This is a genomic window from Marinovum sp., from assembly GCF_048263515.1.
Lineage (GTDB): Bacteria > Pseudomonadota > Alphaproteobacteria > Rhodobacterales > Rhodobacteraceae > Marinovum.
Map to the genome: position 1 here is coordinate 160,684 of NZ_JBLXEC010000004.1, position 24,404 is coordinate 185,087.

Consider the following 24,404-nt stretch of genomic DNA (forward strand, 5'->3'; position numbering starts at 1 on the left):
GAGGGACGACCATGAAAGACCAGATCACCATCGAAGGCGCCGTCCACAGCGACCTGCGCCACGACAGCGCGCTCAAGCATGTCACCGGCCGCGCCGAGTATTGCGACGATATCGCCGAGCCTGCAGGCACGCTGCACGCCTATCTCGGCGTCTCGGATGTGGCCCATGCCGAGATCACCGCGCTCGACCTCGCGGCGGTGAAGGCTGCCCCCGGCGTGATCGGCGTGCTCACCGCCGCCGACATTCCCGGCGTCAATGATGTCAGCCCCACCGGCCGGCACGACGAGCCGCTGTTTCCGACTGACAAGATCGAATTCCATGGCCAGCCGCTGTTTGCGGTGGTGGCCGAAACCCGGGATGCCGCCCGCCGAGCGGCGGCTCTGGCCCGGGTCGAGTGCACGGCTCTCCCCCATGCGCTCGACCCGGATGCCGCCATCGGCGCCGGCTATCCGCATGTCACCGATCCGCTGACGCTGGAACGCGGCGATGTTGCGGCGGGCTTTGCCGGGGCGGAGAACCGCCTGCAGGGTCGGATCACCGTCGGTGGCCAAGATCACATGTACCTCGAAGGCCATATCTCCTTTGCCATCCCGGGCGAGGATGACGACGTGGTGGTGCATTGTTCGACCCAGCACCCCAGCGAGGCGCAGCACATGGTGGCGCATGTTCTGGGCGTGCCGTCGAATGCGGTCACGGTGAACGTGCGGCGCATGGGCGGCGGCTTTGGCGGCAAGGAAAGCCAGATGAACCTCTTTGCCTGCGTCGCGGCGCTGGCGGCGAAGAAGTGGAACCGCCCGGTCAAGATCCGCCCGGACCGCGATCAGGACATGACCGCCACCGGCAAGCGGCATGATTTCGTCATCGATTACGACGTGGCTTTTGACAACGCGGGCCGCATCCATGCGGTCGAGAGCCAGTTCGCCGCGCGCTGCGGCTGGACCTCGGACCTCTCCGGCCCGGTCACCGACCGCGCGCTGTTTCATGCCGACAACGCCTATTTCTATCCGCATGTGAAGCTCACCTCGCGGCCGATGAAGACCAACACGGTCTCCAACACCGCCTTTCGCGGCTTTGGCGGACCGCAGGGCGTGGTTGCCGCCGAGCGGATGATCGAAGAGATCGCCTATGCGCTGGGCAAAGACCCGCTGGAAGTGCGCAAGGCCAACTTCTACGGCGGCGAAGGCCGCGACCTGACGCCCTATCACCAGCAGGTCACCGACAATATCCTCGACCGTCTGGTGGGCGAGCTGGAGGAAAGCGCCGACTATCAGGCCCGTCGCAAGGCAATCCTCGAGTTCAACGCGCATAGCCGCTTCATCAAGCGCGGCATTGCGCTGACGCCGGTCAAGTTCGGCATCTCCTTCACCGCCACGCATTACAATCAGGCCGGTTCGCTGATCCACGTCTATTCCGATGGCTCGATCCATCTGAACCACGGCGGCACCGAGATGGGGCAGGGGCTGAATACCAAGGTGGCGCAGGTGGTGGCCGATGCCTTTCAGGTGGATATCAGCCGGATCAAGATCACCAAAACCACGACCGAGAAGGTGCCCAACACCTCGGCCACGGCGGCGTCCTCCGGCTCTGACCTCAACGGCATGGCGGCGCTCGATGCGGCCGAGCAGATCAAGGCGCGGCTGGTGGATTTCGCGGCCGAAAAGTGGAACGTCAGCGAGGCGGAAGTCGTCTTCCTGCCCAACGCGGTCAAGGTCGGCGACGAGGTCATGGCCTTCGACGCGCTGGTCAAGGCCGCCTATATGGCGCGGGTGCATCTCTCGGCGGCGGGTTTCTACAAGACGCCGGACATCCACTGGGACCGCGCGGCGGGCAAGGGGCGGCCGTTCTACTATTACGCCTACGGCGCGTCGTGCTCCGAGGTCTCGGTCGACACGCTGACCGGGGAATACCGGGTCGAGCGCACCGACCTGTTGCACGACGTCGGTCGCTCGCTGAACCCGGTGCTCGACAAGGGCCAGGTCGAAGGCGCCTTCATCCAAGGCATGGGGTGGCTCACCACCGAGGAACTGTGGTGGGACCAACAGGGAAGGCTGCGCACCCATGCGCCCTCGACCTACAAGATCCCGCTGGCCTCTGACGCGCCGCGGATCTTCAACGTGAACCTCGCGGAATGGTCGGTGAACCCCGAGCGCACGATCAAGCGGTCCAAGGCCGTGGGCGAGCCGCCCTTCATGCTCGGCGTCTCGGTCTTCGAGGCGCTGTCGATGGCGGTGGCCAGTGTCGCCGCCTACCGCGAATGCCCGCGTCTCGATGCGCCGGCCACGCCCGAGCGCGTGCTGATGGCGGTGGAGCGGCTGCGGGGGCGGGTGTGATGGCCGGGGTGGCACAGCTCGAGGCCTTCCTCGCCGCCGATCCGGTGGTGCGGGTGCGGCTGACGTCGGTCAAGGGCTCGTCACCGCGCGAGGCGGGAACCGAGATGTATGTCACCGCCGAGGCGCTCTTCGGCACCATCGGCGGCGGAAGGCTCGAACATATCGCCATCGACGCCGCCCGCGCGCTGCTGGCCTCTGGCGATCTGGCGCAGGTGCTCGACGTGCCGCTGGGGCCGGAGATCGGCCAATGCTGCGGCGGGCGGGTCGAGGTGTCGCTGCAACGGATGAGCGAAGGCGACCGCGCCGCCGCCCTGGCCGAGGCGCGGGCAGAGGCAGAGGCGGCGCCTGCGGTCTATATCCTCGGCGCCGGCCATGTCGGCCGGGCGCTGGCGGCGCAGCTGCAGCATCTTCCCGTCAGGACCGTGCTGATCGACCAGCGTGCAGAGGAACTGGCGCAGAGCACAGCGCAGGTCGAGACACGCCAGAGCGCCATCCCCGAGATCGACATCATGACTGCGCCGGCCGGCAGCGCCTTTGTTGTGCTGACCCATGACCACGGGCTGGATTTCCTGCTGGCCTCGGCGGCGCTGGAGCGCGGCGACGCGGCTTACGTAGGCCTGATCGGCTCTGACACCAAGCGGGCCAAGTTCCGCAGCTGGTGCCTGAAACATTGCGATGGGCTGACCATCGAAGATCTCATCTGTCCCATCGGGGCAGGCGGCAGCCGCGACAAGCGGCCAGCCGTGATCGCCGCCTTCGTGGTGGCAGACGTGATCGCGGCGCTGACCTCTGAAACTGCCGCAGAGGCCCCGGTTCGGGGCAATGCACCGCTGATCGCGGCGCAATAGCCGCGCCACCGGCCCGAAGAGGAGCGGGCCTGTCGGCGCATTCTAAGGAGGAGGTCCCCATGCGGGATGGGAGTTACACATATACGCTGGTCTCACGCAGCGATTTCAGCGCCTTCTGGGCGCTGTTCACCGACAATTTGATCAACCTGATGGTGCTGGCGGGGATCTGCCAGTTCGTCTTCCAGATGCCGGCCGAGATCGTCTTCGGCCGCATCGTGCCCGGCGCCGCCGTGGCGATTGTCGCCGGTATCGCGGTCTATGTCTGGCTGGCCAAGCGCGCCGCCGAGAAGACCGGCCGCGATGTCACCGCGCTGCCCTATGGCATCTCGACGCCGGTGATGTTCGTCTATCTCTTCGGTGTCATCGGCCCGATCTACTGGGCGACGAATGACCCGGTTCTGGCCTGGCAGGTGGGCATCGGCGCGGGCTTCATGGGCGGCATCGTCGCTGCCATGGGCGCCATCGTCGGCCCCTGGCTCAAGCGTGTCACCCCGCGCGCCGGCATGCTGGGCACGCTCTGCGGCATTGCTCTGGTGTTCATCGGCACGGTGCCGCTGGCCACGGTGTTCGAGAACCCGTTTGTGGGCTTTGCCTCGATGATCATCATCCTCTGGGGGCTGGTCGGCCGTTTCCGCCTGCCGTTCAACATCCCCGCGGGCCTTCTGGCGCTGATCGTCGGCACGCTGGTGGCGCTGTCGATCGGCGAGGCGAAGATCAGCTTTGCCGGCGTCGGCTTCTACCCGCCGCTGCCCTATGTCGGTGACCTGATCGCGGGCATCCAGCACCTCTTTGCCAACCCCGAGCTGTTCCTCGTGCTGGTGCCGGTGCAGATCTACAACTTCATCGAAACCATGAACAACGTCGAGAGCGCCGAGGCCGCGGGCGACCATTACCCCGTCGCCACCTGCCAGGTGACCGATGGTGTCGGCACGATGATCGGTGCGCTCTTCGGCTCGCCGTTCCCGACCACCGCCTATATCGGCCACCCGGCCTACAAGCGGATGGGGGCACATGCCGGCTATATCATCGGCGTGGCCGTGGTGATCCCGGTGGCGGCGGTCTTTGGCCTCCTGGCCTTCCTCAATGACTTGATCCCCGTGGCCGCCGCCGCGCCGGTGCTGGTCTTCGTGGCGCTGTCGCTGATCACCAACACGGCGATGTCGGTGAAACCGGCGCATATGGCCGCGGTCACCATCGCGATGATGCCACATGTCTCGGCCTTCCTGATGGTCAAATGGGGCTCGCTGATGGGGGCCTTGGGCGCCACCGGTGTCGAGGGCTTGCCGCGTCTGGGCGACGAGGCGCTGACCGCCGCGCTCTTGCAGCAGGGCGCGCATTTCCAGGGGCATCTGGCACTGAGCCAGGGCGCGATCCTGACCGGTCTGATCTGGGGCGCGATCGTGGCGTCGGTGATCGACGGGCGGTTCCGCAATGCCGGCGGCTTTGCCCTGGCCGCGGCCGTCATGTCGCTCTTCGGGGTGATCCACGGCGCCAGCCTGCATTGGCCGGATTTCAACCCGGTCTCCATGGGCTACCTGATCGCCGCCGCCTTCCTCTACATCTACCCGCTGGTACATGTGCAGGAAGACCGCGCCGAGGACGATCTTCCGCTGGCAGAGGGGCAGGGCACGCCTGCCGAATGACCGGGGAACCCCGGGACTGACACAGCGCGGGCCCTGCACCCAAGGGGCCCGCGCCTTCACCAGAAACGAGACGGAACCATGCTTCAGACGAATGACAAGACGCTGCTGCGCGGCCGGGTGCTGACCTTTCACGCCGCCCCCCGCGACGAGGGCGACAGCGCCGCCTACAGCTATTTCGCCGATGGCGCGGTGCTGATGGCCGGCGGGCTGATCGAGGCGGTGGGCGACTATGCCGAGATCGCGGCCCAAGCCCCCGGCGCCACGCTTGTCGATCACCGGCCCTGCCTGCTGATGCCGGGTTTCATCGACACCCATATCCATTTCCCGCAGGTACAGGTGATCGCGTCCTGGGGCGCGCAGCTGCTCGACTGGCTGAACAATTACACCTTTCCGGCCGAGACCGGCTTTGCCGATCCGGAGCACAGCGCTACCATGGCCGCGCGCTTCTATGACCTGCTGATCGGCCATGGCACCACCTCGGCGGTGGCCTTCTGCTCGGTGCATCCGGCCTCGGTCGAGGCTTATTTTTTCGAGGCCGCGCGCCGCGACATGGCGATGATCGGCGGCAAGGTGATGATGGACCGCAATGCGCCCGAGGGTCTGACCGACACGCCGCAGCAGGGCTATGACGAAAGCCGCGCACTGATCGCGCGTTGGCACGGGCGGGGGCGGGCGCACTACGCGATCACGCCGCGTTTTGCCATCACCTCGACCCCGGAGCAGCTCGAGATGGCGGGCGCGCTGGTGGCCGAACACCCCGATTGCCACGTGCAGACCCACCTGAGCGAGAACCGCGACGAGATCGCCTTTACCCGGTCGCTTTATCCCGAAGCGCCGGATTACCTTGGCGTTTACGAGCGTTACGGCCTGTTGCATGACAAGACGCTGCTCGGCCATTCCATCCACCTCGAGCCGCGCGAGATCGAGGTGCTGGCGACGACCGGCGCCAAGCCGGTGTTCTGCCCGACCTCGAACCTCTTTCTTGGCTCCGGCCTCTTCGACGATGCGCGCCTGAGGGCGCAGGGGATCCATGCCGGGATCGCCACCGACGTCGGCGCCGGCACCAGCTATTCGATGCTGCAGACCCTGAACGAGGGCTACAAGGTCCTGCAGCTGCAGGGCCAGAAGCTGCATCCGCTGGCGGCCTTCCACTGGATCACCCGCGGCAATGCCGTGGCGCTCGGGATGGCCGACCGGATCGGCACGCTGGACGTGGGCACCGATGCCGATGTGGTGGTGCTGAATCCCGCCGCCACGTCGGCGATGGCGCTCAGGGCCGAGGCGGCAGAGACCCTGTCGGAAGAGCTCTTTATCCTGCAGATGCTGGGCGATGACCGCGCTGTGGAAGAGGTCTACGTCGCCGGCCGGGCGCAGAAGGCGCTGATCGGCGCGCGTGTCATGGCCTGAGGGTCACTCGTCCGAGGCCAGCGGCAGGCTTGTGCCGAGGGCGCCCCGATCCACATGATCAACCCGGAGGTCTGGACCGCCGCCGGATGATCCCGGCGACAATCGGCGCCCCGATGATGACGATGACGATCCGCGTCAGGTGATGGGTGATGACAAAGCCCAGGTCGGCCCCGGCGACGATGGCCAGCACCGTCATCTCGGCCTGGCCGCCGGGGGCAAAGGCCAGGAAGGTCTCGACCGGACCGGCGAGGCCCAGCTGCGTCGCCAGCGCGGTGAACCCCGCCGCCAGGAGCGCCAGCACCACCACATAGGCCACGCCCGCCGCCACCACCCGCTGCAATTCGCGCAGGGTGACGCCCAGGAAGTGCACGCCGATGCCGCAGCCGATGAAGAATTGCGCCGCGAGGATCGCCTCGCGCGGGGGGCGGGCGTGGATCAGGCCCGAGAGTGACAGCACGGCGGTCACGATCAGCGGCCCGAGGATCGAGGCGCCGAAGAGGCCCACCCGCGCGCCGCCTTTCCAGCCGATCCAGGCCGCCGCCACCATCAGCGCCAGCTCTGCCAGCGGCACCTCGGTCACCGGCGCGCCGATCGGGTTGGTCAGCGCCGCGCCATAGCCATAGGTCAGAAAGATCGGCGCCAGCGTCACGATGATCAGCACCCGCGTCGCATGGATCAGCGACAGCGCGCGCGGATCGCCGCCGGCCTCGGTGCCGAAGATCACCATGTCCTGCAGGCCGCCAGGCATCGCCGCGTAATAGGCGGTGGGCGCGTCAAAGCCCCAGACCCGGCGAAAGAACGGCACCCCCACCAACCCGATCAGCCCGATGAACACCGGGATGAGCGCGACCGACCCCATCATCCGCGGCAGCTCGGCAAAGAGCGCCGGGGTGATCGAGGCGCCGACCGCCACGCCCAGGATGGTGCGCGCGCCCATCGAGACCTCGCCAAAGCCCTTGATCGGCACATGCGCCAGCGCCGCGATCAGGCAGGCGGCCATCGGCCCGAAGAGAAACGGCAGCGGCAGGTCCAGCGCCCAGAACAGCGCGGTGCCCAGCGCCGCAAGCGCCCCGGTCAGCAGACGACGGACAAGCGGTGAGAGCGGGGAGGTAACATCTGACACGGTAAGGCTCCGAAAGAGGCTGGAGGCGCGGTTGACTCGGCGTGTACCCATTTGTATACGATTGGATACAAGATGCAAGCGAGTAACCAGATGACCGAGCCAGCCGATCCGCAGTCGGGCCCGCAGGGCAGCGCCACCTATCTTCAGCTGCTGGACGAGATCCGCGCCGGCACGCTCTTGCCCGGCGACCGGCTGCGCGAGACCGAGCTGGCCGAGCGGCTGGGCGTCAGCCGCACCCCGGTGCGCGAGGCGATCCGCCAGCTCGAGGCCGACGGGCTTGTCTCCCATGTGCCGCGCCAGGGCGCCAGCCTGCGCCGGCTGGACTACGCCGAGGTCATGGAGCTCTACGAGATGCGCGCGGTGCTCGAAGGCACGGCGGCGCGGCTGGCGGCTCGGGCGGCGTCCGACGTCGAGATCGACGAGCTCGACCGGCTCAACGACCGGCTGGCGGAAGAGGGCACCGGCGCCGAGGCGGCGCGATTGAACCGGGTGTTCCATGCCACGCTGCTCGACGGCGCCAAGAACCGCTTTCTCGCCAAGTCCATGGTGTCGCTGCAGAAAGCGCTGATGATCCTCGGCCCGACCATGCTGTCTGATGCCGAACGCGCCGAAAGCGCGGTGGTCGAGCACCGCGACATCCTCGCGGCGCTGAAATCCCGCGACGGGGCGGCGGCCGAGGCGGCGATGCGCGCCCATATCGAAGCCTCGCAACGTCTGCGCATCCGCGCCCTGCGCGAACGCGACCGTGGCCAGGACGAGACCTGACGGGGCCGCGATGACCGCTGGCAGCGCTGGTGTGTGATGCGGCGCGCAGACGCGCGGCCTGATACGGACGCGGCCCCCGGAGCGGGGCGAGGCGTTCCGCTCGTAACACTCTGACAGAACACCCTTAAGTCGCACTAAGGAATTTTTGTTCCATTTCTCTGGCGTTCGGGTAATCTGGCGCGACACCGGAAAGGACGCCTGAATGACCAAGCTTGCCGAGATGCAGACCGCGCCCGAGAGCGTTTCGGAATTGCTTGAACGCCTCGATGCGCAGAGGGAGGATCTGCCAAAGCGGCTCAGGCAATGCGCCGATTTCACCCGCCGGCACCTGCACCTGATCGCGGTATCCACCGTGTCCGAGATGGCGCAGGCCGCCGACGTGGCACCCTCGGTCTACATGCGGTTCTGTCAGGCAGTTGGCTTTACGGGCTATTCGCAGATGCAGAACCTGCTGCGCGCCCGCTTCACCGATTTCCGCCCCGACTACGACGCACGCCTTGCCAGCCTGTCCGAAGGCGGCGCGCTGGGCACCGGGCGGCTGCTGGCGGATTTTGTCGAAGCGGGGCATAAATCACTGTTAACGCTTTCAAATACGGTGACAAGCGATCGGCTCGACCGGATTGCCAGGGGCATGTCCGAGGCGCGGGTGATCCACCTGGTGGGGCTGCGGCGTGCTTTTGCGGTGGTCAGCAACATGGGATATCTGTTCGAAAAGATGGGCGTTCCGGCCAATGTGCATTTCACTTCCGGCATGATCGAGAGCCATGGCGCGGTGCTGCCGGGGGATGTGCTCTTTGCCATCTCCTTTGCACCCTTTTCCGAAGAGACCCTGCGTCTGGCACAATCCGCCGCCGACCGCGGTATCACCGTCTTCGGGCTGACCGATTCACAAAGCTGTCCGCTCAGTCAGAGTGCCAGCGAACTGCTGCTCGTGCGCGAGGGCGAGGTCGCCGGTTTCCGGGGCCTGAGCGCCGCAAACACCCTGACGACGGCGCTGGCCGTTTCGGTCAGCGCGCTGCGCCACCAGAGTTGACTTGGCGTCCGATTCGAGGGTAGTGGAATAAATGTTCCATTTTGTCGGAGGAGGGCAAGGCGGAACACCGGCGCAGGCCGGAACAACCGGGGAAAACCCCGTATCGTTCAAAGGGAGGAACCATGACCAATTTCATCAAAACCGCGGCCTTTGCCGCGGCCGTCGGCCTTGCCGCGCCGGCATTGGCGCAGGACATCATTGTTGTCAGCCACGGCCAGGCCAATGACCCGTTCTGGTCGGTGGTCAAGAACGGCGTCGACCTCGCCGCGCAGCACACCGGCGCCAACGTGGAATACCGCGCGCCAGAGACCTTTGACATGGTGGCGATGAGCCAGCTGATCGACGCCGCCGTCAACCAGGAGCCCGACGGCATCGTCGTCTCGATCCCCGATGGTGACGCGCTCGGCCCGTCGATCAGACGCGCGGCCGAGGCCGGCATTCCGGTGATCTCGATGAACTCCGGCTCCGATGTCGCCGCCGAACTGGGCGCGGCGCTGCACGTTGGCCAGTCCGAGTTCGACGCGGGCAAGGCAGCCGGCGCCAAGCTGGCCGAGATGGGCGGCACCACCGCGATCTGCGTCAACCACGAGGTCGGCAACGTGGCGCTCGACCTGCGCTGCTCGGGCTTCGAAGAGGGCTTTGGCGGCTCGGTCGAGGTTCTGCCCACCGGCAACGACCCGGCAGAGATCGAATCCAAGGTCTCGGCGGCGCTGGCCTCGAATGAGGATATCGACACGGTGATGGCCCTGGGCGCGAGCCTGGCGGGCGAGCCTTCGCTCAAGGCGGCGCAGGCCTCGGGGCGCGAGGTGCATGTCGCCTCCTTCGACCTCTCGGCCAACTTCCTTGAATCGATTGCCGCCGGCGACGCGGCCTTTGCCATCGACCAGCAGCAGTTCCTGCAGGGCTACCTGCCGGTGGTCTTCCTGGCCAACAATGCCAAGTACGGCCTGATGCCGGGCGGCAACGTGCCCTCGGGCCCGAACCTTGTCACCAAGGACAAGGCCGGCCAGGCGATCGAGCTTTCGGCTCAAGGCATCCGTTAATCTGCAAACCGACGTCTGCGGAACAGGGGGGCCGTGGTGTGTGACCGCGCCACGGCCCTTTTGCATCCAAAGGCCAGAGGAGACCCCCATGTCCGACAGTACCCAAGCCGTCGACGAACGGCTCAAATCCGAAGGCTTCGGCGCCCGGATGATGAAACGCCCCGAGCTGGGCGCCATCGCCGGGGTGATCCTTGTGACGCTGTTCTTCCTCGCCACCGCCGATCCGGCAATGTTCACCACCTCGGGGATCATCAACTTCATGACCCCGGCGGCGCAGCTCGGCATCCTCGCCATCGGCGCGGCGATGCTGATGATCGGCGGCGAGTTCGACCTCTCGATTGGCTCGATGGTGGCCTTTGCCGGGCTGTTCTTTGCCGCGTCCACCGTGACCTTCGGCCTGCCGCTGGTGATCGCCATTCCGGCGACGTTCCTCTTTGCCGCGCTGGTGGGCTCGATCAACGGGCTGATCGTGATCCGGTCGGGCCTGCCGTCCTTCATCGTGACACTGGCCTTTCTCTTCATCCTGCGGGGGCTGTCGCTGGTGGGGCTGAAAATGGCGACCGGCGGCTCGACCCAGCTGCGCGGGGTGCGGGATGCCACCGAGGGCGACTGGCTGGCGCCATTCTTTTCCGGCGATGCCTTTGGCGGGATGTTTGCCTGGCTGGCCGAGAAGGGGATCGTCGAGACCTTCAAGAACGGCAATCCCAAGGTGCCGGGCCTGCCGATCGAGATCATCTGGTTCGTGATCATCGCGCTGCTGGCCACCTGGGTGCTGCTGCGCACGCCGGCGGGCAACTGGATTTTCGCCGCCGGCGGCGACACCAATGCCGCCACCAACTCGGGCGTGCCGGTGCGGCGAGTGAAGATTTCGCTCTTCATGGTCACCGCCTGTTGCGCCGCTCTGGTGGCAATCATCACGGTGATGGACGCAGGCTCGACCGACTCGCGCCGGGGCTTTCAGAAGGAATTCGAGGCGATCATCGCCGCGGTGATCGGCGGCTGCCTGCTGACCGGCGGCTATGGCTCGGCGATCGGGGCGTTCTTTGGCTCGATCATCTTCGGCATGGTGGTCATCGGGCTGACCTACACCGATTTCGACCAGGACTGGTTCCAGGTGTTCCTGGGCGGCATGCTGTTGATCGCGGTGTTGTTCAACAATGCCATCCGCAAGCGCGTGACGGGAGAACGTTGAGATGACCGAGGACACAACCTTTCACCACGGCGACGCGCCCAATACCGCCGAGCCGATCGTCAAGATGGTCGATATCGAGAAGCATTTCGGCAATATCATCGCCCTGGCCGGCGTCAGCTTCGACGTCAAGCCGGGGGAGTGTCACTGCCTGCTGGGCGACAATGGCGCCGGCAAGTCGACCTTCATCAAGACCATGTCGGGCGTGCACAAGCCCACCAAGGGCGAGATTCTCTTCGAAGGGCAGACCATGGATTTCGGCAGTCCGAGGGATGCCATGGAGGCGGGGATTGCCACGGTGTTCCAGGACCTTGCGATGATCCCCCTGATGAGCGTGACGCGGAACTTCTTCATGGGGCGCGAGCCCACCATCGGGCGCGGGCCGTTCAAGCGCATGGACGTCGCCCGGATGAACGAGATCACCATGGCCGAAATGCGCAAGATGGGGATCAACCTGCGCGCGCCCGATCAGGCTGTGGGGACCCTGTCGGGCGGCGAGCGTCAGACGGTGGCGATTGCCAGGGCGGTGCATTTCGGCGCCAAGATCCTGATTTTGGATGAACCGACCTCGGCACTTGGCGTGCGCCAAACCTCGAACGTGCTGGCAACCATCGACAAGGTGCGCAAGGCCGGGATCGGTGTGGTTTTCATCAGCCACAACGTGCGGCACGCTTTGGCGGTGGGCGACCGGTTCACGGTGCTGAACAGGGGCAAGACGCTGGGGACGGCGCAGCGTGGAGAGATCACGCCGGAAGAGCTGCAGGACATGATGGCCGGCGGCCAGGAGATGGCGCAGCTGGAGGGATCGCTGGGCGGGACGGTGTGAAGGGCTGAAACGCCTGCGCCCCTCGTGGCCCGGAATCAAGGGCGTCAGCCCGCCGGGCCAGCGGCTGCCCGCCCCACCGGGCTGCCGCTTTGGCTGGGCTTGGTGCGTCGTTCGGAGGTTATCCGGATTTGGCCGGGATAAAGTGCGGCTGAACTGCCGAGGTAGCGGCATCTCCCGGGCAGCCGCTGGCCCGGCATGTTGGGTGGGGTGGCTGAAGTGAGGAGTGCTTTGGCGCCTTCCGAAAAACCCCTGAGCCACTCGTGGCCCGGAATCAAGGGCGTCAGCCCGCCGGGCCAGCGGCTGCCCGCCCCAACGGGCTGCCGCTTTGGCTGGTCTTGGTGCGTCTCTCAGAGGTCTTCCGGATTTGGCCGGGATAAAGTGCCAAAGAACTGCCGGTGCAGCGGCATCCCGCGGGCAGCCGCTGGCCCGGCATGCGGGTGGGGTGGCTGGAGTGAGGAAGGCTTTGGCGCCTCTCGAAAAACGCCTGCGCCCCTCGTGGCCCGGAACAGGGGCGCAAGCCCGCCGGGCCAGCGGCTGCCCGCCCCACCGGGCTGCCGCTTTCGCTGACGCAAGCGCCTAGCTCGGAGGTTCTCCGGATTTGGCTGGGATAAAGTGCGGCAGAACGACGGGAGCAGCGGCATCCCGCGGGCAGCCGCTGGCCCGTCTCAGAGCGAATAGGCCGCCGGAGCAAGCTCCGGCGGCCTGAAGATCAAACCGAGGTACAGATGTACTTCAGCTCCATGAACTCATCCATGCCGTGCCGGCTGCCTTCGCGGCCGAGGCCGGATTGCTTGACCCCGCCAAAGGGCGCCACCTCGGTCGAGATCAGACCGGTGTTCACGCCGACCATGCCGTATTCCAGCGCTTCCTGCACCTTGGTTACCCGGCTCAGGTCCTTGGCGTAGAAGTACGACGCCAGGCCGAAGATCGTGTCATTGGCCAGCTCGATCACCTCGTCGACGGTGTCGAACTTGAACAGCGGTGCCATCGGGCCGAAGGTCTCGTCCTGCGAGAACACCATCTCCTTGGTCGCCCCGGTGATGATCGTCGGCTCGAAGAAGGTGCCGCCAAGTTCGTGACGCTTGCCGCCCTGGATCACCTTGCCGCCCTTGGCGAGGGCATCGGCGATATGCTCTTCGACCTTCTCGACCGCCGCCTCGTTGATCAGCGGGCCGACGGTGGGTTCGTCCGCCAGACCGTCGCCGACCTTCATGTCGGCCACGGCCTTGGCCAGCTTCTCGGCAAAGGCGTCATAGACGCCGGCCTGCACGTAGATCCGGTTGGCGCAGACGCAGGTCTGGCCGTTGTTGCGGTACTTCGAGATCATCGCGCCTTCGACGGCGGCATCCAGATCGGCGTCGTCGAACACGATGAAGGGCGCGTTGCCGCCCAGTTCCATCGAGCATTTCATCACCTGGTCGGCGGCCTGCTTCAGCAGGATGCGGCCCACCTCGGTCGAGCCGGTGAAGGTCAGCTTGCGGACCTTGGGGTTCTCGCAGAATTCCTTGCCGATCTCGGAGGAACGCGACGAGGGGATCACCGAGAAGACACCATGCGGAATGCCGGCGCGTTCGGCCAGAACCCCCAGCGCCAGCGCCGAAAGCGGCGTCTCGGCGGCGGGGCGGGCGACAAAGGCGCAGCCAGAGGCCAGCGCCGGGCCGGCCTTGCGGGTGATCATCGCGTTGGGGAAGTTCCACGGCGTGATCGAGGCGGCCACGCCGATCGGCTGGCTGATCACAGTGATCCGCTTGTCGCGCTGGTGGCCGGGGATGGTCTCGCCATAGGCGCGCTTGGCCTCTTCTGCGAACCATTCGATGAAGGACGCGCCATACATCACCTCACCCTTGGCCTCGGCCTTGGGCTTGCCCTGTTCGGCGGTGAGGATCTTGCCCAGGTCCTCGGCATGTTCGACCATCAGGTCGAACCACTTGCGCAGAACGGCGGCACGTTCCTTGCCGGTCCATTGCGCCCAGTCCTTCTGCGCCACATAGGCGGCATCGATCGCCTCGGCGCATTCTTCGCGCGACAGGTCGGCGACCTTGGCAATGACATCGCCACGCGCCGGGTTGGTCACGTCAAAGGTGGCGCCGTCCCTGGCGTCACGCCATTCGCCGGCCAGATAGGCCTTGGTGGCGATCAGCTCGGGATCGTTCAGCAGGGAGGCAAGATCGGTCTGTTGGTCGAGCATGCAGGAAGCTCCAATTCTCAGTTGTCTGTTTCGGAAAAAGGTTGCGTCGCCAGTTCGGCGGCAATGTCATCGTCAAGCGGCGTGCCGCAGGTTTTCAGCAGGAAGCCCAGCGTGGAATAGAAGCCGACCGTCGCCATCACGTCGATCATGCCTTCCTTGCCATAGGCTTCGACCAGTGCCTTGGCGGTCATCGGCGAAAGCTGCTTCATGTCGAAAAGTTCGTCCACCGCCCGCGCCAGAAGTGCATCCTCCGGCGCCATGCCGTCGATCTGGCCACGGATCGAGGCGATGCGGGCATCGGTGAAGCCCACCTTGCGGGCGCGCGAAATGTGCTGCTGCCATTCGTAGCGCGAGCTCAGCCGCACGCCGGTGCGCAGGATCACCACTTCGACCATCTCGAGCCCCAGCGCGCTTTTCAGCACGACGTGATCGCGCAGCGTGGCCCAGGCGCGCAGCAGCGCCGGGTCATGCGCCATGGTGCGATAGACGTTGAGCTTGCCGGCAAAGCCGCCGGTCATCTCGGCGATCTCCTCGGGCCAGTCGGCGTCGGAGATCGGGGGCAGGGGAAAGGCGGCGGTCATCGGCTCTGTCCTTGGCAGCTCTCACGCATCAGATAGAGGCCGCGATGGCGCGGTCCAGCTTGTCGACCAATTCGTCAAGCTGCGCCTCCTCGATGATGAAGGGCGGGGCCAGAAGCACGTGATCGCCGCGCTGACCATCGAGCGTGCCGGACATCGGATAGCAGATCAGGCCCTCGGCGAAGGCAGCCTTCTTGATCTTGGCGGCCAGCCCCTTGGCGGGATCGAAGGGCTCCTTGCTGTCGCGGTCTTCCACCAGTTCGATGCCGCGGAACAATCCACGGCCGCGGATGTCACCGACATGCGGGTGCTGGCCGAAGCGCTCGGTCAGTTTTTCCTGCAGCTTCTCGCCCATTTCCTGAACCCGCGGCAGCAGTCCGCGGTCGAGGATGGCCGAGACGACGGCCTTGCCGGCCGCCGCGGCGACTGGATGGCCCATGTAGGTGTGGCCGTGCTGGAAGAAGCCGGTGCCACTGGCAATGGTGTCGTAAATCTCCGAGGTGCAGAGCATCGCGCCGATCGGCTGATAGCCGGCGCCCAAACCTTTGGCCACGCAAAGGATATCCGGGCTGATGCCGTCCTGCTCGCAGGCGAAAAGCGTGCCGGTCCGGCCCATGCCGCACATCACCTCGTCGAGGATCAGGAGGATGCCGTGGCGGTCGCAGATCTCGCGGATGCGCTTGAAATAACCCGGTGCCGGGGCCAGGGCGCCGGCGGTGGCGCCCACCACCGGTTCGGCGATGAAGGCCATGACGCTCTCGGGGCCAAGGCGCTGGATCTCGTCCTCCAGCGCATCGGCAGCGCGGCGGCCGTAATCCTCGGCGCTCTCGCCCTCGTGGCGCAGGCGGTAGTCGTAGCAGGGGTCGATATGGCTCACGTCAAGCAGCAGCGGCGCGAATTGCGCCCGGCGCCATTCGTTGCCGCCGGCGGAAAGCGCGCCGATGGTGTTGCCGTGGTAGCTCTGCTTGCGAGCGATCAGCTTGCCGCGCTGCGGCTCGCCTTTCTCGACCCAGTATTGCCGGGCCAGCTTGATCGCGGCCTCGGTGGCCTCTGACCCGCCGGAGACCAGGTAGACCCGGTCGATCCCTTCGGGCGCATTGGCGATCAGCAGATCGGCCAGTTCCTCGGCCGGCTGCGAGGTGAAGAATCCGGTGTGGGCAAAGGCCAGGGTGTCGATCTGCGCCTTGACGGCGGCCACGACCTCTTCGTCGTTGTGGCCGAGGCACGACACCGCGGCGCCGCCCGATCCGTCCAGGTAGCGCTTGCCGTCGGCATCGATCAGGTAGCAGCCCTCGCCGCCGACGGCGGTGGGAAGCTTGGCTTTGGAATGGCGCGGAAAGACGTGGTTCATCGGAGGAGCTCCTGATTGAGGCAACCGGGGGGACCCGTCCAGCGAGGGCGGGCCTGCATCCCGCGTAAACCTGATGACAGGAGCAAGCAAGGCTGGCGGCGGGAAAATGCCGCCAGCCTCGGGGTCTGGTCACTCGGCGGCGAGCGCCTGTTCGTCGGCAATCGCCTCGGCCAGGGCGGCCTCGAAGATCACCATGGCTTCCTCGATGATCTCGTCCGACGCGGTCAGCGGCACCATGATGCGCAGCGCGTTGCCGTGCATGCCGCAGGCCAGCAGGATCAGGCCCTTCTGCAGCGCCTTGGCGATCACCGCCTTGGTCAGCGCGGCATCCGGAGTGGCGGTGTCGAAGTCGGTGACAAACTCCACCGCCAGCATCGCGCCAAGACCGCGGATGTCCCACATCCGGAAGGGCGCAACCCGCGCGCCGATCTCGGCAAAGCGGGCGCGGAAGGTTTCGCCCAGCGCGGCGGAGCGTGCGAGCAATCCTTCGCTTTCGATCGCCTCGATGGCTGCAAGCGCCGCGGCACAGGCCACCGGGTTGCCGCCATAGGTGCCGCCAAGGCCGCCGGGGGCGAGGCTGTCCATCACGTCGGCGCGGCCGATCACGCCGGCAATCGGATAGCCGCCGGCCATCGACTTGGCACAGGTGATCAGGTCGGGCGCGACGCCGGAATGCTCGATGGCAAACCAGGTGCCGGTGCGGCCGAAGCCGGCCTGGATCTCGTCGGAGATCAGCAGGATGCCGTGCTTGTCACAGATCGCGCGCAGCGCCTGGAACATCTCGGCGGGCACCGGGTGATAGCCGCCTTCGCCGAGCACCGGCTCGAGAATGATCGCCGCCACGCGGTCGGGCTGGGCATCGGTCAGGAACAGCATCTCGAGCGCCTTGAGGCTGTCCTCGACGGTGACGCCCTGGCGCGCATCCGGGAAGGGCGCGCGGAAGATGTCGGCGGGGAAGGGGCCGACGTCCTTCTTGTAGGGGGTGATCTTGCCGGTCATGCCGAGGGTCAGCAGGGTGCGGCCATGGTACGAGCCGTTGAAGGCGATGATGCCGGGACGGCCGGTGTGGGCGCGGGCGATCTTGACGGCGTTCTCGACGGCTTCGGCACCGGTGGTGACCAGCAGCGTCTTCTTGGCGAAATCGCCCGGCGCGAGTGCGTTCAGCTTTTCGGCCAGCGCCACGTAGGGCTCATAGGGCACCACCTGGAAGGAGGTGTGGGTATAGAGGTCTTCCTGCGCCTTGGCGGCGGCAACCACGCCGGGGTGGCGATGACCGGTGTTCAGCACGGCAATGCCGCCGGCAAAGTCGATATAGCGCTTGCCTTCGACATCCCAGAGTTCGGCGTTCTCGGCGCGGGCGGCAAAGATCGGCGCGGCCGAGGCGACACCGCGCGGCACGGAGGCTTCGCGACGGGCCAGGAGGGCGGCATTGCTGCCGGTCTGGACAGCGGCGGCCGGTTTGGCGGGCGCGGCGGCAGTCTTGGCGGGCGCTGCGGCAGGCTTGCTCGCCGGCTTGCGCGCGGTGGTTTTCTTGTCCTTGTTCGCGGCCCTGGTGGCGCGCGGCTTGGTGCTGGCGGTCATATGCCCAACCCTCCGGTGAATGATTAAAAAATTAGTACGCCGTGATCATTATTTTTGTCAATCCGTCCGCGCGGCGTTCTTTGATCAAATTTCTAAGTGCCTGTGAAATCCCATATAAATATGGCGGATCGGCGGGTATTCGCTCGGATCGCCGCGCGAATACCGGTTGACCGCCGGCAAAATCAGCGCTTACAATTTCAAACACGCACTCAAAATAAGGCGACGCATTGGATATCGGTGGCAGACTCAGGGCGGCGCGCGAGGCGCGCGGCATGTCGCAGCGGGAGCTGGCGGCGCGGGCCGGAATGACCAATGGCGCGGTGTCGATGATCGAGCAGAACAAGACCAGCCCCTCGGTCTCGTCACTCAAAAGCCTTCTCGACGCGGTGCAGACCCCGCTGTCGGAGTTTTTCTCCGAGGTCGAGGACGCCGGCACGCCCAAGTACTTCTATACCGCCGACGAATTCATCGAGCTTTCGCCGCAGGACATGGGACTGGGCAAGGGCGCCTCGCGGGTGTCGCTGCGCCAGCTCGGCAATGCCTCGTCGCACAGCCTGCAGCTCCTGCACGAGACCTATCCCCCCGGCGCCGACACCGGTGAGAAGATGCTGAGCCATCAGGCGGAAGAGGCCGGCGTGGTGATCTCGGGCATCATCGAGATCACCGTGGGCGATCAGGTTCGGGTGCTCAACAAGGGTGACGGCTATCTGTTCGACAGCCGGCTGCCGCACAAGTTCCGCAACATCGGCGACCAGGATTGCGTGATCATCAGCGCCTGCACCCCGCCGACGTTTTGACGAAATGCCCGCAAAACGGGCGATGCGCCCAATCCGCAGGCGGGCGTTTTCCGAGACAGTTGATTGTGAGGTGCCCCAAGCTATGCTGAAGGCACGAGAATTCCGGTTCGAGGGGGTGAGGGCCGTGTGGCTCACCTCGGGCCAGAAGGGGATTGGAGGCAGGAATTTGGCCGGTTTTCGCGGCTTTTACCATTCCAAGATGCGCCCGGCGCCAGAGGGCGGCGCGACGGCGCGTACCGCGACGTTCCTTCGATCGTCCTTTCCAGTGCGCCGGAAGGCTGACACTGTGACACACCAGACCACGATTCCGTGGCGGGGCGCGAGCCGGGCAGAGATCCGCCGTATTCCCCGTCAGCCAGGGGGGCAACAGAACAACCCGGCGCAGCAAAGACCTGTGCCGTGCAAGGAGACAGAAAGCAGATGACCCCTTTCGCAATCGCCGGCGTGCAGATGCATGTCGCGGCGCTGCATTCCAACGTCGAAGGCATGAAGCAGCGGCTTGCCGTGCTGATGGCCCGGTTCCCCTGGACCCAGATGGTGGTGTTCTCGGAGCTGGCGGCCTTTGGCCCGCTGCATGACTATGCCCTGCCGTTCCCGAACGACACGCTCGCCATCTTTCAGGCAGAGGCGCGGCGCCACCGGATCTGGCTGATCCCGGGCTCGATGTTCGAAAAGGCCGAGGATGGCCAGATCTACAACACCTCGGTGGTGATCAATCCCGAGGGCGAGATCATCAGCAGCTACCGCAAGATGTTCCCGTTCAAGCCCTATGAGGCCGATATCGCCTCTGGCACCGAATTCTGCGTCTTCGACGTGCCTGACGTCGGCCGCTTCGGCCTGTCGATCTGCTATGACATCTGGTTCCCCGAAACCACGCGGCAGCTGACCAGCCAGGGCGTCGAGGTGCTGTTGCACCCGGTGCTGACCGGCACCACCGACCGCGACGCCGAGATCGCCATCGCACGCGCCACCGCGGCGCAGTTCCAGTGCTACGTGATCGACGTCAACGGCCTTGGCGCCGGCGGCGTGGGCAAGTCGCTGGTGGTCGATCCGACCGCCACGGTGCTGCACCAGTCGGCCGGGCAGGAGGACATGTTCCCGATCGAGGTCGATCTCGACATGGTCCGCCGCCAGCGCGAGACCGGGATGAAGGGGCTGGGCCAGGTGCTCAAGAGCTTCCGCGACCGCGAGGCCGATTTCCCGGTCTACGACCGCACCAGCGGCACCGACGCCTATCTCAAGACACTGGGCCCGCTCGCCATCCCGCAGCAGGGATCGCAGGCCGGGGTGAACACCTCGGACCCGCGCAGCGCGCTGGGGCTCGACCCGCAAGCCAACAGGCCGGAAGACAACCTGCCGCCTTACAAGATGGTCGGCGGCACCGGCTGACGGCCGCCTCCGACCGGATGGCAGAACAACACGCAGCGTCGCAAAGGCGCCAACAGGGAGACCGGAATGAACGTACCTGCAAGTGACAAGGATCTGCCATCCATCGGGGATTACTACAGTGCCACGCAGCTGCGGGCCGATCGCTGGAGCGCGCTGCGCGAATGCGTGGAATCGCTGCGGCTGTCCGGCATGGAGGGGCGCTCGGCGCAGCGGCTGATCAAGACCGCCGAGTCGCTGTTCCAGTCGCTGGCCCCGATCGAATCCTACTGGGCCTTTCCCGGCCATGCCGCCTTTGAACACCTGCGCCGCCTGCTCGAGATGCGCAATATCGACGACCTGTCGATCTCGGTCAGGCGGGTAGCGCGGGCGCTGACCTCGGGCGCCTATCGCCGCCGGCACATTCCGCTGGGCGCCGACGAGATCGACAGCGAGGACTACGAAGACGAAAGCGCGATCTCGCCAGAGGCCCGCGCGCTGGGGCGGCCCTATTTCGAGGTGATGATCGTCGACAGCGTCAACGAGCATCAGGAGCGCTTCCTGCGCAACGCGCTGCACCGCGCCCGCCGGCCGGAGGACCCGTTCCATTACGAGCCGGTGGTGGTGCCCTCGGTCGAGGATGCGCTGATCGGCATCCTGTTCAACCACAACGTCCAGGCGGTGGTGGTGCGGCCCGGGCTGGTGCTGAAATCGCACAACGAGCTGCCGCTGCTGAAGAAATACCTCGTCACCCTCGGCACCGAGGGCGAGGTCGACCACCTCTCGCCCAGCGAATACGGCCCCGAGGCCTGTCGGCTGATCGCCAAACTGCGGCCCGAACTTGATGCCTATCTGGTGACGGATCGTTCGGCGGAAGAGATCGCCGGGCTCGATCTGGGGCGCTGCCGCCGTGTCTTCTACAACCAGGAAGACTTCATGGAGCTGCACCTCAACATCCTGCGCGGGGTGGGGGCACGCTTCAAGACGCCGTTCTTTACCGCGCTCAAGGAATATTCCCGCCAGCCCACCGGCGTGTTCCACGCCATGCCGATCAGCCGGGGCAAGTCGATCACCCGGTCGCACTGGATCCAGGACATGGGCGCCTTCTATGGCCCCAACATCTTCCTCGCCGAGACCTCGGCCACATCCGGCGGGCTCGACAGCCTGCTCGAACCGCGCGGCCCGATCAAGGAGGCGCAGGTCATGGCGGCGCGGGCCTTCGGCTCGAAACAGACGTTCTTTGCCACCAACGGCACCTCGACCTGCAACAAGATCGTGGTGCAGGCGCTCTGCAAGCCGGGCGATATCGTGCTGGTCGACCGCGACTGCCACAAGTCGCACCACTACGGCATGGTGCTGTCTGGCGCGCATGTGGTCTACATGGACAGCTATCCGCTGCACCAATACTCGATGTACGGCGCGGTGCCGGTGCGTGAGATCAAGCACCACCTGCTGAAACTCAAGGCCGCCGGCAAGCTCGACAAGGTGCGCATGGTGCTACTGACCAACTGTACCTTCGACGGCATCGTCTACAACGTGCAGCGGGTGATGGAGGAATGCCTTGCGATCAAGAAGGACCTGATCTTCCTCTGGGACGAGGCGTGGTTCGCCTTTGCCCGCTTCAACCCGACCTATCGCCAGCGGACGGCGATGGACGTGGCCAATACCCTGCGCGAGACCCTGCGCACGCCCGAAGCGATCGCCGCCTGGGAACGCCAGGAGAAAGAGCTGGAAGGCGCGGATGAAGAGACCATCCTGAACACTCGGCTGGTTCCACCGCCGGATGCGCGGGTGCGGGCCTATGCCACCCAGTCGACGCACAAGACCCTGACATCGCTGCGTCAGGGCTCGATGATCCACGTCAACGATCAGGACTTCAAGGGCGAGGTCGAACAGGCCTTCCACGAGGCCTACATGACCCATACCTCGACCTCGCCGAACTACCAGATCATCGCTTCGCTCGATGTCGGCCGGCGCCAGGTCGAGCTTGAAGGCTTCGAGTTCACCCAGAGGCAGGTCGAAAGCGCCATGGCGATCCGCCGGGCGGCGGCAAGCCATCCGCTGCTGCAGAAGTACTTCAAGGTGATCACCGCCGGCGACATGATCCCCGAGGAATATCGCGAAAGCGGCGTCAGCACCTATTACGAGCCGCATCAGGGTTGGACCGATATCTCGACCTCATGGACCACCGATGACTTCGTGCTCGACCCGACGCGGGTGACATTGGCGGTGGGCGGCACCGGCTGGGATGGCGATACCTTCAAGACCAAGATCCTGATGGACAAATACGGCATCCAGATCAACAAGACCTCGCGCAATACCGTGCTCTTCATGACCAATATCGGCACCACGCGCTCTTCCGTCGCCTATCTGATCGAAGTGCTGGTCGAGATCGCCAAGGAGCTGGACGAACTGCTCGACGACGCGTCGAAGATGGAGCGCCGCTCGTTCGAGAACCGGGTCTCGGCGCTGGTCGAACATGTGCCGCCGCTGCCGGACTTCAGCCATTTCCACCCGGCCTTCCGCTATGGTGACGAGACGCCCGAGGGTGACATTCGCGCGGCCTTTTTCCTCGCCTACGACGAGGAGAAATGCGACTACCTGCCGCTCGACGACACCCTGCAGAAGCGGCTCGAGGACGGCGAGGAGCTGGTCTCGACCTCCTTCATCATTCCCTATCCGCCGGGCTTTCCGATCCTGGTGCCGGGGCAGGTGATCAGCCCGGAAATCCTCAGCTTCATGCGGGCGCTCGACGTGAGCGAGATCCACGGCTTCCGCGCCGATCTGGGGCTCAGGGTCTTTACCAAGGAGGCGCTGAAAGGCTTTTCCTGCAGCAATCCCTGAACCCCAAACGAGGAACGACCGATGGCCAGAAAAACCCTGCGCAACATCTCCGAGATCCGGCGGTTCTTTCACACCAATACCGATCCGGTCTATTTCGTCTCGGCGACCAACTTCAACCTGCTCGGTCTCGACGAGTGGGTGCGGAACTTCAAGTATATCTGTTACATGGACTGTTTCGACGGGCGGCACCCGAATGTCATCGTGCCGTCGGAAATGCCGCATGACGAATTCCAGTCGATCGAGGACATCAACAATTACCTGCTGCAGCACAAGGAGGTGGTGGATTACGTCAAGGCGCGCGGCGGCAAGCCCAAGTTCGTCTTTCTGATGTTCGACGAGACCACCGAACGGCTGGTCAAGGAACTGGGCGGCGAGCTGTGGTTCCCCAAGGCCAAGCTGCGCAGCAGCATGGACAACAAGATCGAGACCGTGCGCATCGGCAACAAGGCCGGCGTGCCCTCGGTGCCCAACACCCTGTCGGAGGTGCGCGATTACGCCCACCTGCGCGAGGTGTGTGAAAAGGCCGGTCTCGGTCACGATTTGGTGCTGCAATCGGCCTATGGCGACAGCGGCCACACCACGTTCTTCATCGCCTCCGAGGCCGATTTCCGCAAGCACGAGCACGAGATCGTCGGCGAGGGCGAGATCAAGATCATGAAGCGGATCGATTGCCGTGGCTCGGCGATCGAGGCCTGCGCGACGTCGCAGGGCACTATCGTCGGCCCGCTGATGACCGAGCTGGTGGGCTTCAAGGATCTCACGCCCTATCGCGGCGGCTGGTGCGGCAACGAGATCTTCTCGACCGCCTTTCCGCCCAAGACCCGGCAGATGGCGCGCGAGCTGACCTTCAAGTTCGGCGAACAGCTGCGCAAGGAGGGCTATCGCGGCTACTTCGAGCTCGATTTCCTGATCGACAAGAAGACCGGCGACATCTGGCTGGGCGAGCTCAACCCGCGGATAACCGGCGCCAGTTCGATGACCAATCATGCGGCCTTTGCCCATGCGGATGCACCGTTGTTCCTGTTCCACCTGCTGGAGTTCTCGAAGAAACCCTTCGAGATCGACGTCGAAGAGCTCAATGCCCGCTGGTCCGATCCCGACATGATCGACTCGTGGTCGCAGATGGTGATCAAGCACACCGACGACAGCGTCGACATCATCACCGAGGCGCCGCAATCGGGCATCTATCGCATGGCCGAGGATGGTTCGGTCGAATTTGCTCGCTTCGACTATCACCGCCGTGCCGTCGAGAGCGAGGAAGAGGCGTTCTTCCTGCGCATCCTCAAGCCCGGCGATTACCGTTACGAGGGCGCCGATCTGGGCATTCTCGTCACCCGGGGCCGGTCGATGACCAAGGGCTTCCAGCTGACCGACAAGTCGAAGCAGTGGATCGCCGGGATCAAGAACGCCTATCACGCCAGGCCCTTGCCCTCGGCGCAGGTGCTCGAAGACCCGTCCTTCAAGATCCTCTAGGGGCAGGGTCCGTATCCCGT

General features: G+C 65.5%; 18 protein-coding genes. 13 read left to right on the top strand and 5 right to left on the bottom strand.

Translation table 11 applies throughout. From position 1 onward, the window contains the following. The first annotated feature begins 11 nt into the window (after positions 1-11). The 4 genes from xdhB to guaD all read left to right on the top strand — a co-directional run bounded on the left by xdhB (position 12) and on the right by guaD (position 6,228). The gene (gene xdhB, locus ACN0SE_RS06130; RefSeq protein WP_417523615.1) at positions 12-2,330 is read left to right on the top strand and encodes a xanthine dehydrogenase molybdopterin binding subunit; all 2,319 of its coding nucleotides are present in this window, start codon (positions 12-14) and stop codon (positions 2,328-2,330) included. Beyond that, positions 2,330-3,178 (top strand): xanthine dehydrogenase accessory protein XdhC, encoded by an 849-nt coding sequence (gene xdhC, locus ACN0SE_RS06135; RefSeq protein WP_417523616.1) that lies wholly within the window; start codon positions 2,330-2,332, stop codon positions 3,176-3,178. The genes xdhB and xdhC overlap by 1 nt, the downstream gene beginning before the upstream one ends. Before the next feature lie 59 nt (positions 3,179-3,237). Beyond that, positions 3,238-4,821 carry a xanthine/uracil/vitamin C permease gene (locus tag ACN0SE_RS06140; RefSeq protein WP_417523617.1) on the top strand — a complete coding sequence of 528 codons (1,584 nt, stop codon included), beginning with the start codon at positions 3,238-3,240 and terminating at the stop codon, positions 4,819-4,821. A gap of 78 nt (positions 4,822-4,899) precedes the next feature. Then, positions 4,900-6,228 (top strand): guanine deaminase, encoded by a 1,329-nt coding sequence (gene guaD / locus ACN0SE_RS06145; RefSeq protein ID WP_417523618.1) that lies wholly within the window; start codon positions 4,900-4,902, stop codon positions 6,226-6,228. Between the two features lie 58 nt (positions 6,229-6,286). Here the strand turns inward: guaD and ACN0SE_RS06150 are convergent, their stop codons facing one another. Beyond that, positions 6,287-7,351: an AbrB family transcriptional regulator gene (locus tag ACN0SE_RS06150; protein WP_417523619.1), complete on the bottom strand. Its 1,065-nt coding sequence runs from the start codon at positions 7,349-7,351 to the stop codon at positions 6,287-6,289. 90 nt (positions 7,352-7,441) lie between these two features. Here ACN0SE_RS06150 and ACN0SE_RS06155 point away from each other — a divergent pair, with 90 nt between their 5' ends. The 5 genes from ACN0SE_RS06155 to ACN0SE_RS06175 all read left to right on the top strand — a co-directional run bounded on the left by ACN0SE_RS06155 (position 7,442) and on the right by ACN0SE_RS06175 (position 12,207). Beyond that, positions 7,442-8,116 carry a GntR family transcriptional regulator gene (locus ACN0SE_RS06155; RefSeq protein WP_417523620.1) on the top strand — a complete coding sequence of 225 codons (675 nt, stop codon included), beginning with the start codon at positions 7,442-7,444 and terminating at the stop codon, positions 8,114-8,116. A 202-nt stretch (positions 8,117-8,318) separates the two neighbouring features. Then, positions 8,319-9,149: a MurR/RpiR family transcriptional regulator gene (locus ACN0SE_RS06160; RefSeq protein ID WP_417523621.1), complete on the top strand. Its 831-nt coding sequence runs from the start codon at positions 8,319-8,321 to the stop codon at positions 9,147-9,149. A 122-nt stretch (positions 9,150-9,271) separates the two neighbouring features. Then, on the top strand, positions 9,272-10,192 hold the full coding sequence (locus tag ACN0SE_RS06165) for a sugar ABC transporter substrate-binding protein (RefSeq protein WP_417523622.1): 921 nt from the start codon (positions 9,272-9,274) through the stop codon (positions 10,190-10,192). 88 nt (positions 10,193-10,280) lie between these two features. Further along, on the top strand, positions 10,281-11,384 hold the full coding sequence (locus ACN0SE_RS06170; protein WP_417523623.1) for an ABC transporter permease: 1,104 nt from the start codon (positions 10,281-10,283) through the stop codon (positions 11,382-11,384). Position 11,385: 1 nt separating this feature from the next. Beyond that, the gene (locus ACN0SE_RS06175; RefSeq protein WP_417523624.1) at positions 11,386-12,207 is read left to right on the top strand and encodes an ATP-binding cassette domain-containing protein; all 822 of its coding nucleotides are present in this window, start codon (positions 11,386-11,388) and stop codon (positions 12,205-12,207) included. Between the two features lie 709 nt (positions 12,208-12,916). Here the strand turns inward: ACN0SE_RS06175 and ACN0SE_RS06180 are convergent. From ACN0SE_RS06180 to gabT, 4 genes are all read right to left on the bottom strand, one after another. After that, the gene (locus ACN0SE_RS06180) at positions 12,917-14,395 is read right to left on the bottom strand and encodes an NAD-dependent succinate-semialdehyde dehydrogenase (RefSeq protein WP_417523625.1); all 1,479 of its coding nucleotides are present in this window, start codon (positions 14,393-14,395) and stop codon (positions 12,917-12,919) included. Positions 14,396-14,412: 17 nt separating this feature from the next. Next, a complete protein-coding gene (locus ACN0SE_RS06185) occupies positions 14,413-14,976 on the bottom strand; it encodes a carboxymuconolactone decarboxylase family protein (RefSeq protein WP_417523626.1) in 564 nt (187 codons plus the stop codon). 28 nt (positions 14,977-15,004) lie between these two features. Beyond that, complete coding sequence (locus ACN0SE_RS06190) at positions 15,005-16,324, bottom strand: aspartate aminotransferase family protein (protein ID WP_417523627.1); 1,320 nt, start codon at positions 16,322-16,324, stop codon at positions 15,005-15,007. Positions 16,325-16,453: 129 nt separating this feature from the next. Then, a complete protein-coding gene (gene gabT, locus ACN0SE_RS06195) occupies positions 16,454-17,905 on the bottom strand; it encodes a 4-aminobutyrate--2-oxoglutarate transaminase (protein WP_417523628.1) in 1,452 nt (483 codons plus the stop codon). A 227-nt stretch (positions 17,906-18,132) separates the two neighbouring features. Here gabT and ACN0SE_RS06200 point away from each other — a divergent pair, with 227 nt between their 5' ends. The 4 genes from ACN0SE_RS06200 (at position 18,133) to ACN0SE_RS06215 (ending at position 24,384) form a co-directional block, all read left to right on the top strand. Further along, the gene (locus ACN0SE_RS06200; protein ID WP_417523629.1) at positions 18,133-18,702 is read left to right on the top strand and encodes a cupin domain-containing protein; all 570 of its coding nucleotides are present in this window, start codon (positions 18,133-18,135) and stop codon (positions 18,700-18,702) included. Between the two features lie 420 nt (positions 18,703-19,122). Further along, positions 19,123-20,091, top strand: a complete 969-nt coding sequence (locus ACN0SE_RS06205; RefSeq protein ID WP_417523630.1) for a carbon-nitrogen hydrolase family protein — start codon at positions 19,123-19,125, stop codon at positions 20,089-20,091. A 66-nt stretch (positions 20,092-20,157) separates the two neighbouring features. After that, complete coding sequence (locus ACN0SE_RS06210) at positions 20,158-22,911, top strand: aminotransferase class I/II-fold pyridoxal phosphate-dependent enzyme (protein WP_417523631.1); 2,754 nt, start codon at positions 20,158-20,160, stop codon at positions 22,909-22,911. Between the two features lie 21 nt (positions 22,912-22,932). Continuing rightward, complete coding sequence (locus ACN0SE_RS06215) at positions 22,933-24,384, top strand: biotin carboxylase (RefSeq protein ID WP_417523632.1); 1,452 nt, start codon at positions 22,933-22,935, stop codon at positions 24,382-24,384. Positions 24,385-24,404 lie beyond the last annotated feature (20 nt).

Excerpts from the sequence above, each read along its gene's own strand:
- ACN0SE_RS06170 (WP_417523623.1), top strand. The coding sequence starts at position 10,281 with ATGTCCGACAGTACCCAAGCCGTCGACGAACGGCTCAAATCCGAAGGC.
- xdhC (WP_417523616.1), top strand. The coding sequence starts at position 2,330 with ATGGCCGGGGTGGCACAGCTCGAGGCCTTCCTCGCCGCCGATCCGGTG.
- xdhB (WP_417523615.1), top strand. The coding sequence starts at position 12 with ATGAAAGACCAGATCACCATCGAAGGCGCCGTCCACAGCGACCTGCGC.
- ACN0SE_RS06210 (WP_417523631.1), top strand. The coding sequence starts at position 20,158 with ATGAACGTACCTGCAAGTGACAAGGATCTGCCATCCATCGGGGATTAC.
- ACN0SE_RS06140 (WP_417523617.1), top strand. The coding sequence starts at position 3,238 with ATGCGGGATGGGAGTTACACATATACGCTGGTCTCACGCAGCGATTTC.
- ACN0SE_RS06215 (WP_417523632.1), top strand. The coding sequence starts at position 22,933 with ATGGCCAGAAAAACCCTGCGCAACATCTCCGAGATCCGGCGGTTCTTT.
- ACN0SE_RS06160 (WP_417523621.1), top strand. The coding sequence starts at position 8,319 with ATGACCAAGCTTGCCGAGATGCAGACCGCGCCCGAGAGCGTTTCGGAA.
- ACN0SE_RS06175 (WP_417523624.1), top strand. The coding sequence starts at position 11,386 with ATGACCGAGGACACAACCTTTCACCACGGCGACGCGCCCAATACCGCC.
- gabT (WP_417523628.1), bottom strand. The coding sequence starts at position 17,905 with ATGACCGCCAGCACCAAGCCGCGCGCCACCAGGGCCGCGAACAAGGAC.
- ACN0SE_RS06205 (WP_417523630.1), top strand. The coding sequence starts at position 19,123 with ATGACCCCTTTCGCAATCGCCGGCGTGCAGATGCATGTCGCGGCGCTG.
- ACN0SE_RS06180 (WP_417523625.1), bottom strand. The coding sequence starts at position 14,395 with ATGCTCGACCAACAGACCGATCTTGCCTCCCTGCTGAACGATCCCGAG.
- ACN0SE_RS06155 (WP_417523620.1), top strand. The coding sequence starts at position 7,442 with ATGACCGAGCCAGCCGATCCGCAGTCGGGCCCGCAGGGCAGCGCCACC.
- ACN0SE_RS06185 (WP_417523626.1), bottom strand. The coding sequence starts at position 14,976 with ATGACCGCCGCCTTTCCCCTGCCCCCGATCTCCGACGCCGACTGGCCC.
- guaD (WP_417523618.1), top strand. The coding sequence starts at position 4,900 with ATGCTTCAGACGAATGACAAGACGCTGCTGCGCGGCCGGGTGCTGACC.
- ACN0SE_RS06165 (WP_417523622.1), top strand. The coding sequence starts at position 9,272 with ATGACCAATTTCATCAAAACCGCGGCCTTTGCCGCGGCCGTCGGCCTT.
- ACN0SE_RS06190 (WP_417523627.1), bottom strand. The coding sequence starts at position 16,324 with ATGAACCACGTCTTTCCGCGCCATTCCAAAGCCAAGCTTCCCACCGCC.